Source organism: Thermococcus paralvinellae, from assembly GCF_000517445.1.
Classification (GTDB): Archaea; Methanobacteriota_B; Thermococci; order Thermococcales; family Thermococcaceae; genus Thermococcus_B; species Thermococcus_B paralvinellae.
The window spans coordinates 1,024,460-1,041,734 of record NZ_CP006965.1 but is presented as its reverse complement, the minus strand read 5'-3'; the positions used below and the strand labels follow the sequence as shown (position 1 = coordinate 1,041,734).

The following is a 17,275-nucleotide window of genomic DNA, read 5'->3' as shown; positions in this document are numbered from 1 at the left end:
ACTTTTCTTTTATCGTTTCGATATTTATCTTGGTGATGTAAATGAAAGCCTTCATCTCCATAGATTTAGAAGGCATGCCTTTTGTTGTCAGTAGAGAGCATCTCTTTGTTAAGGGAGCCTTATATAGCGAGGCAAGGAAAATAGCAACCAAAATAACGCTGATTGTTGCAGAAACACTTCATGAAAAAGGTTTTGAGGAAATTATAATAGCAGACAGTCATGGTCCTATGGTCAACCTCTTAGTTGAAGAACTGCCAGAGTATGTTGAACTTGTGAGAGGATTTCCAAGACCATTAAGCATGGTGGCTTTTGCTAAAGGAAGCGATATTGCAATGTTCCTAGGCTATCACGCGAAAGCTGGAACTCCTTATGCAACTTTTGATCACACTTACAGCGGTGCAACTGTTGATTATCTCGAGATAAACGGGGTTAAAGTGAGCGAATTTCTCCTTAACAGCTACCTTTTAGGAAGCTGGAACATTCCAGTTGTTCTTGTGGGTGGAGATGCAAAGCTGATTGAGGAAGACGTGAAAAGTTTCACCCCTTGGGCTGAGGGCGTTGTGTTCAAAAACGCTTTATCAAGATACTCAGCCAAAAGTCCAAGCTTAGCGAAGCTTGAAAAGGAGCTAATGGAGGCAGTAAATAGAGCTGTTGAAAAGTTTAAACGTGGAGAAGCTAAACCGTTAAAAACAGAAGAGCCCGTAAAGGTTAAGCTTCGCTTCTTAGGAAGTGAAATGGTGGACACGGCTGAGCTCTTACCTACTGTGAAGAGAATTGATGGAAAAACTGTGGAATTTGAAGCAAAGAATGTAGAAGAGGCATACAGACTCTTTGAGCTTTTAGTGTTTGCAGCTGCAGGAGTTAGAGCAATAGTTCAGCGTTAAAGTTAAGCCTCGGACAAGACTTTGAAGCTTATTTTCCCTTCTTTTATAATTCTTTTCAAGTCTTGGAGAAGTTTTTGAACATTTTCAGTTTCAACTTTCATCTTTATTTCACTTATTCCAGAAGCTGTGGGTGGGAAGAAGTGTATATCCTTAATCTTACCCCTAACCCTATCACATAATTTGCTTAGAATTTTTCCTCTTTTGTCATATGGTAACTTAATGTCCAATTCAACGATTTTCATACGTATCACCACTTTATTTTAAGAAAAAAGCTCTATATAACTTTTTTTATGAGCCGTGATTATTACTCTTCTTCATGAATATTCCTAATGGTTATGAAATATGAAAAAAGCTTAAGTTTAAATGCGTGGAATTTATAATGCCCCGGGCAACCGTGGGGAATGAGCGCGGAGGCGAGCTGTGAGTTCCCTCCGCTCCCCCGGGGCACATTTTGACAATGAAACAAAGTAACTCTTATAAACATTTGTAGTTAAATTACTATGGGATCAGCAATGAAGGCCCTAAAACTTTTTGTTGCTGGGATTGTCCTTGGCCTAATTGTCGGAATGATGCTTTCTGTGTCTTTTTATAATCCTTCTATCTCTGTAATGTCCCATAGTTGACTCAATGAAAGTTGAAGGGTATATAGCTCATGCACAAATCTTGTCGAATGGAACATCAGTTGCAAAAATTCTCGTGGAATCCTACAAAGAATATAACACTCCGAATTATCCCCTTGAAATAGTTAGGGAGCTTTACACCTACAAGGTTCCGGCATCCCAGTTCTGGGGCATGTCATATGAGTTTAAAGATAATCACATGGTGTATGGTTGTCTTAATATTCGTAACAGAACTGAAACCCGTGATATAGACTTTACCTATGTCCCCCTGACTCCAGAACAGACGCAGAGAATTGATGGGGTTGGTTTAGTAACCTCAAACTGGGCAGTTTTCTTCGTGAGCTTGGTTGATTTTGGTGGGATAAACAATATAAAAAGGATAAAAGTTAGATTTCCCGAAAAATGGGAACTTGATTACAGCGAAAGTAGTGGAAGAATTGAAATTGAAGGGAGCAATGCCATTAGAATTAACCTTTCACCTTTTGCTACCAAGAACTATTTTGCTCTTGTATTCAAGACTAACAATTACAAAATATCACTGCACAGAAATATTTGCATTCTAGTTGTAATGAGTGATGGTTCTGATTACAGGCTTCCCTGTCTTTACTCTTCTTCGTCCTCAACGTAGGGAGCAGTAATAACTTTTCTAATTTCCCTCGCTATTTTCTCTCCAATGCCTTCGACTTCCATGAGCTCACTTTCTTTTGCTGTGAAAACCCTTTCAACGTTTCCAAAATGTCTAAGCAAACGCTTTGCTAAAGTTGCTGAAATATAGGGCAAACCTTCAACTATCAGCCTCTGCCTATCTGCTAAAGTCAACGCCTTCTTCTCGCTTCTTACAGCAACTTCCTTTTTCCTCTCCTCTTGCTCTCTCTTTGCGATTAAATAGATAAACTGTGCTGTCTCTTTAGCATCAGCAGAAAAGAGAACCGGCACACCCCAATCGATGGTTACGGCAGCTAAAGCTCCTCTAATTGCATTGGGATGAACATTCCTAATCCCATAAAGCTGTCCCTCAATGATTATCACAGGTCTTGCATATGCCTCTGTTAATCTCTTCACTTGGTCAAAGAGACGGCCGTCAATTATGGACTGAATGAAATCATTTGCCGACTTTCTCTCAACAGCTACATCTTCACTGACTATGTAATCACCGACATCCAGAGTTTTGACTTCAATGTGGGCTCCAAGTTCCTTAAGATACTTGGGCACTTGACTCTTCAGCTCACGAGAATCAACATAGATGACAATCCCTTTAGGCTTTTTCACAAAAATTGGTTTAACCGGAAGTTTCTCATAGACTTCCTCGGTTGAAACTTCAGCTTTCTGCTGTTCTTTCTCTTCTTCTACAATAATTTCTCTTTTTTCTTCCTCCTTTTTGGGCTTAACAAATCCCAAAAGGGAAGCCTGCTTCTCTTTTTTAACCATTTCACTCACCTTCTTAAGGACAGCAATCATCTGCTTTTCTTTGTGCCGTGAACTCCAGTAGTATGCTTCGTCTCTCGTTCCTTTTGCCATTAAAATCACAACTCTGCCGGGCTTGTGCCTTCCAGTCCTTCCCCTTCTCTGTATGCTCCTAATCGCTGAAGGAACTGGTTCGTAGAACACAACCAAATCTACTTCTGGAACATCCAGACCTTCCTCACCAACACTTGTAGCAACAAGGACGTTAAACACTCCTTGAGAGAAAAGGTCAAGGATTTCTTTCTGCTTTTTCTGGCTCATTCCCCTGTCATTCTCTCTGCTTGCTTGTCCGACAAAACGTGAAACTTTAATCCCCATATTAACTAACTCTTTAACTATTTTCTTTGCGGTGTCTCTATAGTTTGTAAAAACAATTATTTTTGAGTTAGGTTTTTTATCAAGCTGCTCTTTTATGAGTTCTTTCAGCTTGTCCATTTTTGGATGGTCTAGCCCTAAATCTCTAGCTTGAATTAAAAGAGATATTGCTCTCTTCATTCTTGGATCACTCATGAGCTCTTTGTTTGATTTTGTCTGCCTCTCTTCGTAAAGCTTTTTTAAATAAGCCCTTAGAGCTGTTAGTCCTTGAGTTTCCAAAAGCTCAATGGCGTGGTGGAGTTTCATAGCTTTAGCCTGATAAAGCATAAGCTTCCCAATTTCGTAATTCCCTTTTGCGACTTCAGCATTGATTATCTGCCCCGCTTTGAGGACATCTTTCTTTGGTATATCTGGAGAGTAAGAATCAACCAAGCCAGCTTCAGCTAAAGGTTTTAGAGCATCCTTAAGCATCTCTCTCAAGAGCTTTCTAACCTCTTTGTAAATTCCTGGCAGTTCCACTTTAATCCATTCAAATCTAACACCTTGGACATAAGGTCTTACATCGGGTGAATTTTCAGTTCTAATTTCGATATGTTCAATATAGAGATTCTTAATAACCTGTCGTATTTTTTCCTCATCATTACCAGGTGAAGCTGTTAGACCTAAAATAAGTGGGTGTTTCGCTTGTCGCATATATTCTTTGGCAATGTAAACATATGCATAGTTGCCAACTGCTCTATGAGCTTCGTCAAAGACAAGCAGAACAACATCTTCTAAGCTTATTCTCCCAACCAGCAGATCATTTTCAATCGTCTGGGGAGTTGCTGTGATGATTATACTCCTCTCCCAGATTTTGGCTCGTTGCTCTGGTGAGAGCTCACCTGTTAAAACGTTTATTTTCTCAGGTGGCAGGTTAAAAAGTCTAACAAAGCTTTCTTTGTGCTGAAGAGCAAGAGGCTTTGTAGGGGCAAGCATTAAAACCTTCCCACCGTATTTTGACAGTCTATAATCAGCAATCATCATTGCAATGAGCGTTTTTCCTAAACCTGTTGGAAGAACAATTAAACTATTCTTGTCCTTGCACTTAGCATAAATGACTTCCTGATAGACACGAGGCCGAATTAAATCCCTTCGTAAATACATGGTTATCTCAATTATCTTCTCATCTCCGGTATTTATAAACCAGTATGTTAGGTCAACCGAAAAACTTTTAAGATTTTGTGCATATGCACAAAATAGAAAATGTTAGGAAGTGGAGGTGATGAATATGGTAAGAATGAAAATTGCGGTTCCAAGCTCAGCCAATGGGGGATTAGATGATACAATTGCACCAGTTTTCGCCAGAGCACCAGTTTTCACTATAATTGAAGTTGAAAACGGCGAAATAAAGGATGTCAAGACAATTCAGAATCCGGCAGTTAATGCTCCCAGTGGGGCAGGTGCAATGGCCGTGCAAATGCTCATAAATGAAGGGATTGATACAGTAATTGTTCCTCAATTTGGGCCAAACGCTTTGGGGGCAATTCAAGCTGCGGGAATTAGGGTTTATACATTTCAACCAGGAACCCAAATAAAAGAAGCCGTTGAGAGTGTGATTAAGGGTGCTCCTCAAACAGCTCAGCCCCAAGTTACAGCACCAGCCTATGGGCCAGCTTATGGCTTTGGTTACGGCTGGGGTAGAGGCCGTGGTTGGGGAAGAGGTGGCGGCAGAGGAGGAAGAGGCTGGGGCGCTCGGTTAGGATACTGCCCATGGACAGGAACGCCTAACAGGAGGACACTTAGGTGGCTTTATGGCTGGTGGTGATTTCCTGTTTTTCATTTTTGAGGTGATACAATGCCGAGATTGATGAATAGAGGATATGGAAGAGGATGTAGGAGAAGCTTCTGGGGCTTTAGAAGATTCGGCGGATTTTTTGGAATCATAGATCTTTTGGTTATAATTGCGATACTGTACGTCCTAATTAAACTGTTCCTTGTTGCATCACCGTATGTAATAACTTTGGTGGTTCTGCTTCTGCTGAGGGAGTTTTTAAGATCAAGAGTGTAGTTCTAATTTTTTGCATATGCAAAACTTTTTAAGTTAGGCTGTCCTAATTTTAAGACGGAGGTGAAAAAATGAGGTTTATCATAGCTACGAGAAAAGGAGGGCTTGACGATTTCGTAACCCAATCTTTTGGGAGAGCCTCAACCTTCACAATCGTCGATGTTGACGAGAACGGGAACATAATAAATGTTCAGGTGGTTCAAAATCCTGCTTACACTGCTCCAAAAGGTGCAGGGATTCAGGCAGCACAGCTCTGCATAAATGAAGGCGTAGATATTGTTATAGCTGGACAGTTTGGCCCAAATTCCTCACAAGTTCTTCAAGCTGCAGGCATAAAGTTTGTCTCAGCACCACCGACTATGACGGTCGAACAAGCTGTTCAGGCATATCTCAGAGGAGAATTAACACAACCAATACTTGGAGCTGAAGGTGGAGGGAGGGGTCGAGGAAAAGGAATGGGACGTGGTATGGGTAGAAGACATGGCGTGAACGACTGGTGAAATATGCTTCTTTTTTCTCTTGGTATTTCTCCATTGTCTTTAATTTGGAAACTTTTACTGGAGACAACGGGATTTGAGCAAAAGTATCTGCGAGCATTGTAGCGGTGGTTTTTAATATATAATATAATAATATAATATAATAATAGAGCATTAGGTGAAGTGGGTGATATTTTGACCATTATGAGATTATGGCACGGAAAGGTTCCAATTGAAAAAGCTGACGAATACGAGAGATTTTTGATTGAACGGGCAGTACCGGATTATAGCTCCGTTGATGGTCTGCTAAAGCTATATTTCACGCGAAGAGATGAGGAGGATATGGCACATTTTCTTCTCGTAACCATCTGGGACTCAATGGAGTCAATTAAAAAGTTCGCGGGCGAAAATCCTAAACTCGCAAAGTACTACCCCGAAGATGACGACTTTCTGCTGGAAAAGGAGAAGTACGTTCAGCACTATAGGGTGTTCTATGAGAAGTAGTGCATGCTGTGGATTTGAAGCCCTATCGGAAGCTCTAATAGGCGTTAGGGTTATAGGTAGAGGGGAGCATATTAAATCAGTGATGCCAATGAGAAAAAGCCAACAACTGGCTGGTCTCTGTGCACCATTTATTGGATTAGGTGGGATATTCACGGCAATATTCATACATCGCTCTTGGTGGAGCCTCACAGAGAACGCCATAAGTGACCTCGGAAAAGTAGGCCTACCTTACAATTGGGTGATGAATGTTCCAATTGTAGTTGCAGCGGTTTTAGGTATCTATTATGCCTTAGGGCTTTTCAAGGAGGCAAAACACCCCACAATAAAGCTGGGAATTGGGATTTTTATCCTTGGCTTGGTATTCCTAGCAGGAATTGGGATTTTCCCGGAAGGAACCTCTCCTCATTATTATGTCAGCTGGGGTTTCTTCATTACAGCAAGTCTTGGGATAATGGTGGCTGGAATTGGGCTATATCTTGAGGGAGAGAAGCAACTCGGAATTATAACTGTCATAATATTTGTTCTCAGCTGGATCTTTGGGTTTTGGGCAATGAGAGTCTTTAACGGAGTGGCAATTTCAGAGTTCATAGGCATCTTTGGAATAGTAATATGGCACTATATGGTACTCGCAAAAATCTTAAAGAAAGGGAAGAAAGCATGAGAGTTTTTACTCTTCTAAATTTCTTCTGTATTCCAAAGCATCAGCCCGTTTTCTTGAGGCTTTCTTTCCAATGGTTCTCCAAGTAGTTCATGGATGATAACCTCAGCAACAAATACTTCTCCTTCAATTAAATGACCACCCCAGACTCTGCCTTCTTTGTCTCCCAAAGCTGCGTGGATATGGACAAAGGGCTTCCCGTCCTTTAGACTGATGTTGCCCAGCGCAGAAAGGAGTTCATAAGTGCCACTTAATTCAATTACTTTATATTTGCCTTTTTCTTCTTCAAAATACCCGATTTTTGGGTTTCTAAGCGTTCCAATTGCTGTTACTGTTCCAATAAGTATGTTGTTCTTTTCTGCAAATTTGTTAATGAATGTCAAAAACTCTTCCCCTTCAGGAATCCTAAACATGAAGTTCCTTCCCCTTGAGAGTCTCATGTTTTTTCACCTCAAAAGAAATAAGATAAACAGAATTTAATTTTTTTGGAACAAAATTATCAAAATAATGTTAAAAATTAAAACGTTAACGTTCCAAAATTATTTCGGCATAGCTTCTTGGATCTTCCCAGACTTTGACTTTTATTCGCTTTACATTATTCCCGGCTTTTTCTGCTATCTTCTTTGCAAACCACTCCGCTATAAGCTCAGCAGTAACATTGGGAGCATCAATTAGCACTACTTCATTTTTTGGAAGTTTGAGCTCTTTGTCATTTTGAACTATGATTATGTAGTCTCCATCCTCTTTAATCCACTTGATACTTGTTAAAATGCGATGATCAACTTCCTTAATGAGATTGCTTAAGTGATTGAAGTCAAAAATCATGCCTCTCTCATCTAAGTCTCCCCAAATCTCGACATCAACGTTGTAAGTATGCCCATGAATTCTCAAGCATTTGCTATCATAAGGCAGAACTAAAAAATGCGAACTATCAAAGTCTTTGTGCCATCCTATTTTTCTCTCTACAACCTTAAATTCCATTTCACTCACCACAGAAAGTTCTTTTTGAGAAGTTATTAACCTTTCTAAGTACTTTGCATCAAATATTGATGAACCTAGGATCTCTGATGTCTTCTCTATTGAGGGTATGTCTCTCTAGGATATGCTGTTTAAGCTCTTCAAGGCTCTTTGCCTTATATCCACAAAAAGGACACACAAACTCAAAGCTCTGAGGCTTTGTAAATTTTCTCATTGCCATCATCAAAAATTAATTCTGCCTCATATCTCTTAACATTTCCGTTGGTGTCAACTTCCATAATGACTTTAGCCGGAAACTCATCAACTTCTGCTTTAACTTCCTTCTCCACTATTGTTTGGGTGAAGAAATCTCCAGTCCGCTTGAATTTGAAAATTAAAGTGTCTCCTTGCACTTCATGTCCCTCATAGGTTATACCTCCCATTCTAAATGTGGCTTTAAGTATGATCACTTTTTTCTCCTCCGTATTGTAGGCAACAATGACTCCAAACAATAATCAGCACAACAATGGCTGTTAATAACCTTTTCATTTTTATCACATCTAACCTTGGTTTGGTTAATTGCGCTAAAAAGTCTTTGAGAGTTTCAAACAAACTTGAAGGGAAATCTCTATAAATCCTAATGAGAATTCTTGTTTGGTGTTAAAATGCCTTGGGGAATGGGAAGGGGTAGAGGCAGAGGACGAAGGAGAAAGATGCGCTTTATTGGTCTCATCCCAGAGATTAAGCACTTCTATCCAGCGCGCCCGCCTATTGGACCTCCTCAGCCGCCGATTTTCATGACATACGAGGAGTTCGAGGCATTGAGATTAGTGGATTATGAGGGATTAACTCAAGAAGAGGCAGGAAAGAGAATGGGCGTTTCAAGAGGAACGGTCTGGAGAGCTTTAAGCTCAGCGAGAAAAAAAGTTGTACAAATGCTTGTTGAGGGAAGAGAGCTAATAATTTTGGCTCAGGGAAACGAGGTGCCAAAGACTCAAAGCTCAGATAACGAGGAATAATTATCTCAACAGCCACGGATTCCCAATGTAGATGTTTTTTAGCCCAGCCTCTTGAGCTGCTTTGTAAACCTTTTCCATTTGCCTCCTGCTTGTTGTTGGGACATCATGCATTAAGTGCTGAGGAGCAAAAGCTAACAGTACATAAGGCGTTTCTGGATTTATTTCAGCTATATAGTTTGCAATATTGAATATCTCGTGTTCATCAACGTAGTGAGGAACTACAAGAGTGCTGACAACCAAAAGAGGTGGCTCTCTCCCCTCCCCCATCTTCAAGACAAGCCTAACGTTCTCCTTTATCCTTTCGATAGCTTTTTCCCATTTATGCCTGTCAGAGCTTGATAAACTCTTGGCGTATATGCTTTCCAGTCAATCTTAAGGATTCCTCCACTTTTGAGACTGAGTTCTGCCATCTCTTTCATTATCCTTGGATTCTCTAGACCGTTTGTTTCCCAGCAAATTCTTTTAATTCTCTTACTCTCTTCAGTTCGCTTTAGAATTTTCCTTGAGACTTTCAGGGCATAAATGCTGTGCGGTGTTGGATCACCTCCGAAGTAGCAGACACAAGTAACCCGTCTCTGCATAGCGATATTTGCAAGCTCATTAGTACTTAATACAACGCCTTCTCCCATATCAATTCTGCCTTCTTTTATCATGTATTTGTGGTGGATGTTCTGGCAGAAGAGGCAGTTCAAGTTGCATCCAGCAAAGAAGACAGCCAAGTTGTAAAAGCCGTAATGCTCTCGCTCAGGACAGACAGGTTCAGCAACACAGTTTGTTGGATGAGGATCGAGATACCAGTGAAAATAACCTTTATCGAATGTCCCAGTTATTGTGGTTAACCTTCCACCTTTGTTCCATATTATTCCGCAGTAACCTGAACTATCTCTTGGAATCTTGCACTCATTAACACAGATTTTGCATTGAAGCTCTCCATTTTTTGGCGGCTCTGGGGGAAGCCCCATAAGTTCGCGCCACTTGAAGTGGCTTTCCATTGCTGTTTTCACGGCTTGCTTATCTTTTCTAAGGCAGTTAACACATACTCCAATTGATTTGCTTATCTCTTCGGACTCATGACCACACAACTTGCACTTTGTCATTTCGTGTAATATTGCACCCATATAGCTTTAGGCTTATCGGTAGTGTCTAACAACTAAACCAGTGATATAACACAGATTAAGATCCTAAAGACGAGCAGGACCAAAAAGGCCATCTCAATGTTATCAAGACATGTTTTTGTCACAGTTTATCATTACATAATTTAGATTAGAGAAAATAAAAATTAAAACTACTTTAAAATTTCATCTTCCACAGCTTTTGCAATTTCCTTAAGCGCTTTGCTAGCTTTTGATTCTGGGAATGCTTCAACAAATGGCTTAAGCATTGTCATACTGTATGGAATTGCCCTATCATAGGGTATTTCACCCAAAATTGGTATTCCCTCTTGCTCCGCAAACTCATAAAGTCCCTTGAAGCCAGGATTAATGTCTGCTTTGTTGATTATTAAGTAAGCGGGCTCTCTAAAATGCTGGACAACCTTGTAAACCCTCTTAACATCGCTCAGTGATGCTGGAGTTGGCTCTGCGACAAGGATAGCGACATCTGCTCCACCAATGCTGGCAATCACTTGACATCCAATTCCAGCTGCTGAATCGACTATCATGTGATCTAATCTCTGCTCCTGCATTATTCTTTTTGCCCACTCTTTTTCCTCTGTAACGAGCTTTCCAGAGTTTGGCCTCCCCACGTCCAATTGAGCCGAAATCAATGGGAACCCATACCTTGTTGTTGTCTTCTTAATTACTCCAGAGCGAGCTTCTTCAAGAGTTATTGTCCCTCTAACTGGGCACACGAGTTTACATACCCCACAGCCTTCACATGTGAGCTCATTCACAACGTATTTTCCATCCACAAGCTTTATGCTTTCATAGGGACATCTCTCATAGCAAATACCGCATCTGATACACGTATCTTGATTTATCCTTGCAACTTTAGCTCCTGTTAGCTCTTTCTCTTCTTCCCACTTTTCAACCCCAAAGAGCAGGTGGAGATTTGGAGCATCGGCATCCGCATCAACCACTATAAGTTTGTACCTGTCCTTGAGCAGATATATGAGTGAGGCTGCAACTGTTGACTTTCCAACTCCTCCTTTACCGCTTGCAATGACAATCTGCATTTTAATCACCTCAAATAGTTAGCAACCTCTTCAGCAAGCTTTCTGAAAATTTCCGCTTCCTCGCAATCACTTAAAACAATTGGTTTCCCTTCAACGTAGCTCTTTAGTATGTTTTCACTATAGGGAATCTCAGCAATAATTCTGGCGTTATATTTTCTTGCGAGTTCTTTCACAGCATCCTTATTTCCTAAATCACTTCTATTGATAACAACCCATGTTTTAATTCCAATAATATCTGCGAGCTTGAGAATTAACTCTAAATCATGAAGACCTAACGGCGTGGGTTCAGTGACAGCAATAATAAGCTGGGAATCCTCTAAAGCTTTAGAAACAGTATTGCTCGTTCCTGCAGCAGTATCAACGATCAAAAGTTCTTTATTGAGTGCTTTTGCTCTTTTCTTTGCTGCAACGACTATAGGCATTGCCCTCTCTTCTCCCTCTAACAGCTTACCGGTAACTAAAGGGAAGCCATATGGAGTTTCGGTTAAGTATGTGTAACCCATCAGCTTTTTACCTTCTAAAATTGCTCCTTCGACGGGACAGACAATCTGACAGGCACCACAACCAGAACACAATGTTGGCATTAAAAAGGGTGTTCCATCTTTCATAGTGATTATTGCGTGCTCCTCACAAACCTCCGCACATTTTTTGCATCTGATACATTTGAAATAGTCAAAACGTGGCATGAAAAGCTTGACAGGTTCTTCATTTTGGAGTTTTATCCCTAAGAGTATGTGGTCATTAGGAGCTTCAACATCCAAATCTGCCAAAGTCAGGTCAAAGTAATCCCTCAGAGCAATAGCTAAGTTAATTACAACCGTTGATTTTCCAGTTCCTCCCTTTCCTCCGCTAACTGCTATTTGCATATCTTCACCCCAAAATTAGGGGAACCTAAAAGTTTAAAAATTTTGTGCATATGCAAAAATTGTGAAATTATCTCTCAGAATTTTGTGGGAATTTTAACGTTGATTATAAGTAATTTTTGACATGTAGCATAATTTTAATTTTATTAGTTTAAATGACTATCATCAAAAATAAAACCTTAAGGTATCATAAACTTTTCTTTATTTGGTAATTATAATAGTAAATTAAACATAATTGTAAAAATTTTTGAAATATTACAATAATCATAATTAAGATTTTTACGTTTAATGATGTATTATGGAAAGCTGACAAGCATTTACCTGTGCCTTGACATGTTGTTCAAAACTACATATTTTTATTCTCTAACCCCGCTTTAACAACACAAAAATTGGTTACGATTCATGGTGGTTATTTTTCATATTTGTAACACGGGCCAACGCAACTCTCTTCCAGACGTTTATTGTAGATATCGATTATCTTCTTCGATAGTTCTGGGTTGTCCTGTTCTATGTGATAGACATTTATTATAAACGCTCTGATGATGCTATCTCCAAGCCGTACAGGCTTTTTCGGATAACCAGCCGCTTCCAAAACATATTTTTCTAGTGGAGAGAGGCAGTTAACGGGGATCACCAGTTCAAGATATCCATTTTTCTGATTTTCTCTGAAAAATGGTTGGGTCATATTCCGATAGAGAACGGCCTGTTGGAGCTTTGTCATGATTATTTCCATTGCAAGGGGACCAAGGTGGGTATACTTTACAGTGCCATCCTCTACCATGTTACTCACCTAGATCCGCAAGATTCGAAAAGAACCTACCATAATCTGTACGGTACAGAATGTAATTTATACCTTTAGCCTCGCTTATTCTTTTGAGTTTTTCCCATGAGACATTTTACCCACGATGACATAGATAGCTTTGTCTCTCTCAGCATATTCACGATAATTTATGGTATATCCCCAGACATATTTTACCTCAATCGCTACATTTTCCAACGGTAGATAAATATCATATCGACTGTTGTCTAATGTCCATTCTATCAGGCTTATTGTATGCTCAGAAAGTGTCTTAGAAATGTGTGTTTTTATTAGCCAGTGGGGTACTTTTGATTTTGTGTTATCAATTGAAATCCCACTGAGTTTATTGACTGCATTTTCCACTCCAGATTTTATTGTATCCAAAATACTCTCCTGTGTTAACGATTTGGGTGTTTTTCTTACAGTTTTAACTATATCCTCTGCTGTTATCTGGCGTTTCCATGATGCTACAGACTGAAGACTTGTTAGCTTTGTCTTTAGAATATGATTCAGGTATATTGCTGTGGTATATGTATCAGCTCCTGTTTCTGCTCGTGTTAGCAAAATGGCAGTAGTTCTCGGATTTAAACCCCCAATCCTAAGCTGTTTTGAGTAGTACCATCGAAAGGGCTTCAGAATATTATCTTCCCTCCAGGGGGTAAGGTTTAGATATAGGCCTTCATGTTTTGCCAAATTATATGCTCCACACATCTCTCTCCCCATAACCAAGTAATGTTTCCGAGTCTTTTTAAACCTTGTTAATTTTACCACTATACATAATTGTCATATAAGATTCATTATATCTAAAGTTTTTGAACAGATGAATACAAAAGGCCATAAAAAATGATAAGAAAAGAAAACAAGAGTTAATGTTCCTTAAAGCTCTTCCAAAGCCCAATGACAAAGGCAGGTCCAAGGAGCAAAGCTGGTGTTGCAATGCTTTCCATGTAGATATAGAACGAAACTGCCCCTAGACCAAAGGAAGCTAAGTTTAATGCAAGCATCAGTCTTTTATCTCTGTTTTGACCTCTTGAAACTATGTCAGCCCCACCTGCTCTATTGACCAAAATGCAAGAAGCATATAGCCTATTGCTGCTGGAAATGCTAGTATTCTCGAAATTCCTCCAGAAAACGCTGCTATAAATAGTATCACTAATGCTGCTCCAGCGTAGAATATGAACCCCAATATCTCCAGCATCTTTGGCACCTTAATTCCATTGATGGTTATATTTTTAACTTTATCCATCATAATTACATTCATTCAACTTTTTCTAGAAGAGCATAGAAGAACCCTATGGTATTGTGTCTATGTGGATATGCCCTCATAGTGCCTTTCAACAGTGGAGATTCATCATATGGGTCATTTAACGGTATTAATCTAAAGTTGTCGTGTATCTCTAAAAACCACTCTATATTCTCCTCATTCTCCTCAGGGAAAAGACTGCATGTTGCATACAATAGCCTACCTCCTGGCTTTAGGAGCTGGGCAGCCGCTTTAAGTAAATCTTTCTGTAGCTCAGCCATTTCTTGGATCTTCACTTCCCTTAATCTCCATCTTAATTCTGGATTCTTACCTATGGTTCCAGATGAAGTACATGGTGCATCTAGCAGAACTCTATCTGCAATTTCTTTCCCAAGAATTTTAGGAGCTTTCCTGCCATTTTTTTTGATTATCTTGACTATGTTTATACCCATTCTTTTCAGGATTTCTCTCATCCGCTTTATCCTGAATTCATCAATGTCAAATGCATAAATCTTTCCTTTATTCTTCATAAGTTCTGCAATGTGACTTGTTTTACCCCCTGGAGCTGCGGCTAAATCCACAACAGTCATTCCAGGTTTAGGATCAAGAATTAGAGAAGCTACTGCACTTGCCTCTTCTTGTACCAAAATCGTTCCTTCTCTGAAGAGTTTGCTTCTATCAAAATCGTATGGTCCCTTTATTTTCACTATAGTTGGAACTCTTTCGTTTACCTTTACTTCTTTTCCTTCGCTTCTTAGAGTTTCTACTACCTCTTCTACGGTAGCTTTGAGGGTGTTCACCCTAATACTTGTCCAGTTGTGTTTTGAGTTCACAGCTTGGAAGAACTGTTCTGTTTCCTCACCCAATAATCTCTTAATTCTCTTTATAAACCAAATGGGTGCAGTATACTTCCATTCGAGGAATTCATCTCTACTCTTGGGTCTTGGCTTATAGCTAATGACTTTATCAAAGATGTCCCAATAATACATGCCAACATAGGGATGTGTCTTAGAGGATATAAAGTCTGATCCTTTCCATTTTAAAGCCTTGAGAGTACTGGGTTTAGAAGGATGAAAGAGTGACACGTCTATTACAACCCTGAGAGCTGCCCTTAACCAGGGATCAAGAATTAAAGGGTTGACACCGACAATATCTTCAATTGCTCTGTCTATTAACCCTTGTTTCTTCATGATGTCATAAAAAAGCATTGTAAGCATTCTGTTTAGATAATACTCATCAATCTGGTGTTTTTTAAACGCCTCCCTCTTTGCATATTGGCTGGGCTTTATAATCTCTGCTAATCTAACTGCCTCAATTAGTGCTCTAACTCCTTTTGGGGGAATAGATAATTTCTTTTCTCCCTCTTTTTCTTTCTCAATAAGTTGTATTATGGCATTTAAGAGCTCTTCCATACTGTTCTCCTCATTTTTGAGTTCTTGGGCATGTTATTAAATCTTTTTGTCAATTTTAATATCAAATATCGTAATTTTTTCAAATTTTTTACTATTTTAAGTCTAATATTTTATCATAAATTGTTGAAGTTTGATTTTTGTAATTTATTGAAATTTATAAATACTATAAATGAAAGTTTTGAATTAAAATATTAAAAAATATAAATTACACAATTATTATAAGTAAAAATTCTCTGAAAATATTGAGAGATGCCCAATAATGAAGTTATAAACTAACAAAAAGTTAATAAAAATGGACACAGCAAGAAAACAGATGCCTAAGATTCTTGAGCTTCTTTTTGTTCAATTTCTTCTATATATTGAATTACATCATCTACTATCTGAGGAGCAAGTCCAATGTAGTTCTCCGGTTTTAACTCCTCAAAATCCTTGTCATCTAAGTATTCTCTCACAACTTCATTTTCTCTAGCAACCTCGATTAAGTCTCTTTTTTCATAGAATGCTTTCATAGCGATTTGTCTAACAATTTCATGAGCCTCTTGTCTTCCTATTCCCTTCTCTGTTAGCTTTAGCATCAATGGTTCTGCCATTATAAGGTTGTTTGTTAAGTAGAGGTTGCGTTTTATATTTTCCGGGAAAAATTCCAGGCCAGAGAGCACTTTTTTTGTATTTTTTAACATTTCATCCAACAGCATGAATGTCTCTGGAAGGATTACTCTCTCCACTGAAGAGTTCGTTAAGTCTCTCTCGTGCCATAATGGGTTGTTCAGAAGTGCTGGGATAACATTAGAGTATATGATTCTCGCAAGTCCACAGATTTTTTCGCTCCTTATTGGATTCCTCTTGTGAGGCATTGTTGATGAGCCAACTTGCTTCTTTCCAAAAGGCTCGCTAACTTCAAGAATTTCAGTTCTTTGGAGGTTTCTAATCTCAAGAGCAATTTTGTCAAGTGTGGACGCGATCAAAGCTAGAATCATCATGAGCTCAGCATAAATATCTCTTTGGATTATCTGATTACTTATTCTTGCAGGTTTTAGTCCTAAATCTTTCATAACTAAGCGTTGGATTTCCAGACCTTTTTCTCCGAAAGATGCCATGGTTCCAACAGCACCGCTCATCTGTCCAACTAAAATCCTATCTTTTGCTTGCTCTATTCTTTCAATGTGTCTCTGTATCTCATCAAGCCATATAGCAAACTTCATCCCATAAGTTGTAGGAACAGCGTGTTGTCCGTGAGTTCTTCCAATACAAACGGTGTATTTGTGCTCTTTTGCGAGTTCTTTTAGGATTATCCTTATCTCCCTTAAATCTTTAAGAACTATCTCTAAGGATTCTCTAATAAGAAGAGCATTTGCAGTGTCAATTATATCATTTGAAGTGGCTCCAAGATGAACGTACCTACCGTGCTCACCGCAAACTTCACTTAAAGCTTTTACTATAGCCATAATATCATGATGAATTTCAGCTTCAATTTCTTTCACTCTTTCAAGCTTAACGTATTTTATATTAGCTTTTTCGCTTATTACTTTTGCACTCTCTTCCGGAATATTCCCAACTTTCGCATGTGCTCTCGCTAAAGCTGCCTCAACGTCAAGGATCTTTTGCAGCTTATTTTCTTCTTCCCAAATTCTTCTCATCTCTTCACTACCATAGCGATAATCGATCGGATGGACGGCCATGATATCACCAAATACATGTGATAATACATCTTAAAAGCATTTGCTATGAACATTTTCATGTTAAGCAGTTCGAACACTTCATGGTACATTTTTGCTGAAATATCCAAGCAACCGAAAAGTATTTAACGTAAAAATCACGAAAAGGCTATGACAAAACTTTCGGAG

23 protein-coding genes are annotated in these 17,275 nt (G+C 39.1%); 8 read left to right on the top strand and 15 right to left on the bottom strand.

The features are described from left to right. Positions 1–41: 41 nt before the first annotated feature. On the top strand, positions 42–884 hold the full coding sequence (locus TES1_RS05755; protein WP_042681013.1) for a M55 family metallopeptidase: 843 nt from the start codon (positions 42–44) through the stop codon (positions 882–884). 2 nt (positions 885–886) lie between these two features. Here TES1_RS05755 and TES1_RS05750 read toward each other — a convergent pair whose 3' ends face one another. Continuing rightward, positions 887–1,126 (bottom strand): hypothetical protein, encoded by a 240-nt coding sequence (locus TES1_RS05750; RefSeq protein WP_042681011.1) that lies wholly within the window; start codon positions 1,124–1,126, stop codon positions 887–889. 385 nt (positions 1,127–1,511) lie between these two features. Between TES1_RS05750 and TES1_RS05745 the strand changes: the two genes are divergently transcribed. Then, positions 1,512–2,132: a hypothetical protein gene (locus tag TES1_RS05745; protein WP_042681009.1), complete on the top strand. Its 621-nt coding sequence runs from the start codon at positions 1,512–1,514 to the stop codon at positions 2,130–2,132. Here TES1_RS05745 and TES1_RS05740 read toward each other — a convergent pair. Beyond that, positions 2,108–4,426, bottom strand: a complete 2,319-nt coding sequence (locus TES1_RS05740; protein ID WP_042681007.1) for a DEAD/DEAH box helicase — start codon at positions 4,424–4,426, stop codon at positions 2,108–2,110. The two genes, TES1_RS05745 and TES1_RS05740, sit on opposite strands and share 25 nt — an antisense overlap. Before the next feature lie 133 nt (positions 4,427–4,559). On the opposite strand from TES1_RS05740, the gene TES1_RS05735 reads away from it, so the two are divergent. The 5 genes from TES1_RS05735 to TES1_RS05715 all read left to right on the top strand — a co-directional run bounded on the left by TES1_RS05735 (position 4,560) and on the right by TES1_RS05715 (position 6,968). Further along, positions 4,560–5,087, top strand: a complete 528-nt coding sequence (locus tag TES1_RS05735) for a NifB/NifX family molybdenum-iron cluster-binding protein (RefSeq protein ID WP_042682751.1) — start codon at positions 4,560–4,562, stop codon at positions 5,085–5,087. A gap of 30 nt (positions 5,088–5,117) precedes the next feature. Beyond that, on the top strand, positions 5,118–5,330 hold the full coding sequence (locus tag TES1_RS05730) for a hypothetical protein (RefSeq protein ID WP_042681005.1): 213 nt from the start codon (positions 5,118–5,120) through the stop codon (positions 5,328–5,330). 68 nt (positions 5,331–5,398) lie between these two features. After that, the gene (locus tag TES1_RS05725) at positions 5,399–5,827 is read left to right on the top strand and encodes a NifB/NifX family molybdenum-iron cluster-binding protein (RefSeq protein WP_042681003.1); all 429 of its coding nucleotides are present in this window, start codon (positions 5,399–5,401) and stop codon (positions 5,825–5,827) included. A gap of 180 nt (positions 5,828–6,007) precedes the next feature. Next, positions 6,008–6,307 (top strand): antibiotic biosynthesis monooxygenase, encoded by a 300-nt coding sequence (locus TES1_RS05720; protein WP_227738520.1) that lies wholly within the window; start codon positions 6,008–6,010, stop codon positions 6,305–6,307. Then, complete coding sequence (locus TES1_RS05715) at positions 6,297–6,968, top strand: DUF998 domain-containing protein (protein WP_320406861.1); 672 nt, start codon at positions 6,297–6,299, stop codon at positions 6,966–6,968. Before TES1_RS05720 ends, TES1_RS05715 begins: the two co-directional genes overlap by 11 nt. A gap of 14 nt (positions 6,969–6,982) precedes the next feature. Here the strand turns inward: TES1_RS05715 and TES1_RS05710 are convergent, their stop codons facing one another. From TES1_RS05710 to TES1_RS05700, 3 genes are all read right to left on the bottom strand, one after another. After that, positions 6,983–7,405: a PPC domain-containing DNA-binding protein gene (locus TES1_RS05710; RefSeq protein ID WP_042680999.1), complete on the bottom strand. Its 423-nt coding sequence runs from the start codon at positions 7,403–7,405 to the stop codon at positions 6,983–6,985. A gap of 85 nt (positions 7,406–7,490) precedes the next feature. After that, positions 7,491–7,946 carry a 6-pyruvoyl trahydropterin synthase family protein gene (locus TES1_RS05705; protein ID WP_042680997.1) on the bottom strand — a complete coding sequence of 152 codons (456 nt, stop codon included), beginning with the start codon at positions 7,944–7,946 and terminating at the stop codon, positions 7,491–7,493. Between the two features lie 179 nt (positions 7,947–8,125). Then, on the bottom strand, positions 8,126–8,434 hold the full coding sequence (locus tag TES1_RS05700) for a hypothetical protein (protein WP_227738461.1): 309 nt from the start codon (positions 8,432–8,434) through the stop codon (positions 8,126–8,128). Positions 8,435–8,587: 153 nt separating this feature from the next. Here TES1_RS05700 and TES1_RS05695 point away from each other — a divergent pair, with 153 nt between their 5' ends. Further along, complete coding sequence (locus TES1_RS05695; RefSeq protein WP_042680995.1) at positions 8,588–8,941, top strand: DUF134 domain-containing protein; 354 nt, start codon at positions 8,588–8,590, stop codon at positions 8,939–8,941. Here TES1_RS05695 and TES1_RS11100 read toward each other — a convergent pair whose 3' ends face one another. From TES1_RS11100 to purB, 10 genes are all read right to left on the bottom strand, one after another. After that, a complete protein-coding gene (locus tag TES1_RS11100; protein ID WP_227738460.1) occupies positions 8,942–9,208 on the bottom strand; it encodes a hypothetical protein in 267 nt (88 codons plus the stop codon). It lies immediately after the preceding gene. A gap of 26 nt (positions 9,209–9,234) precedes the next feature. After that, on the bottom strand, positions 9,235–10,038 hold the full coding sequence (locus TES1_RS05690) for a radical SAM protein (protein ID WP_227738459.1): 804 nt from the start codon (positions 10,036–10,038) through the stop codon (positions 9,235–9,237). Positions 10,039–10,226: 188 nt separating this feature from the next. Then, a complete protein-coding gene (locus TES1_RS05685; protein WP_042680993.1) occupies positions 10,227–11,114 on the bottom strand; it encodes a nucleotide-binding protein in 888 nt (295 codons plus the stop codon). Between the two features lie 5 nt (positions 11,115–11,119). After that, positions 11,120–11,980, bottom strand: a complete 861-nt coding sequence (locus tag TES1_RS05680) for a nucleotide-binding protein (RefSeq protein ID WP_042680991.1) — start codon at positions 11,978–11,980, stop codon at positions 11,120–11,122. A 406-nt stretch (positions 11,981–12,386) separates the two neighbouring features. After that, positions 12,387–12,758, bottom strand: a complete 372-nt coding sequence (locus TES1_RS05675) for a hypothetical protein (protein ID WP_042680989.1) — start codon at positions 12,756–12,758, stop codon at positions 12,387–12,389. Positions 12,759–12,842: 84 nt separating this feature from the next. Then, positions 12,843–13,499, bottom strand: a complete 657-nt coding sequence (locus TES1_RS05670) for a hypothetical protein (RefSeq protein ID WP_144080599.1) — start codon at positions 13,497–13,499, stop codon at positions 12,843–12,845. A 143-nt stretch (positions 13,500–13,642) separates the two neighbouring features. Then, the gene (locus tag TES1_RS11095; RefSeq protein WP_227738458.1) at positions 13,643–13,780 is read right to left on the bottom strand and encodes a hypothetical protein; all 138 of its coding nucleotides are present in this window, start codon (positions 13,778–13,780) and stop codon (positions 13,643–13,645) included. A 32-nt stretch (positions 13,781–13,812) separates the two neighbouring features. Then, a complete protein-coding gene (locus tag TES1_RS11090; RefSeq protein ID WP_227738457.1) occupies positions 13,813–13,983 on the bottom strand; it encodes a hypothetical protein in 171 nt (56 codons plus the stop codon). Between the two features lie 50 nt (positions 13,984–14,033). Next, positions 14,034–15,431 carry an RsmB/NOP family class I SAM-dependent RNA methyltransferase gene (locus TES1_RS05660; protein WP_051408180.1) on the bottom strand — a complete coding sequence of 466 codons (1,398 nt, stop codon included), beginning with the start codon at positions 15,429–15,431 and terminating at the stop codon, positions 14,034–14,036. A 317-nt stretch (positions 15,432–15,748) separates the two neighbouring features. Then, complete coding sequence (gene purB / locus TES1_RS05655; RefSeq protein WP_042680985.1) at positions 15,749–17,110, bottom strand: adenylosuccinate lyase; 1,362 nt, start codon at positions 17,108–17,110, stop codon at positions 15,749–15,751. Positions 17,111–17,275: the final 165 nt, after the last annotated feature.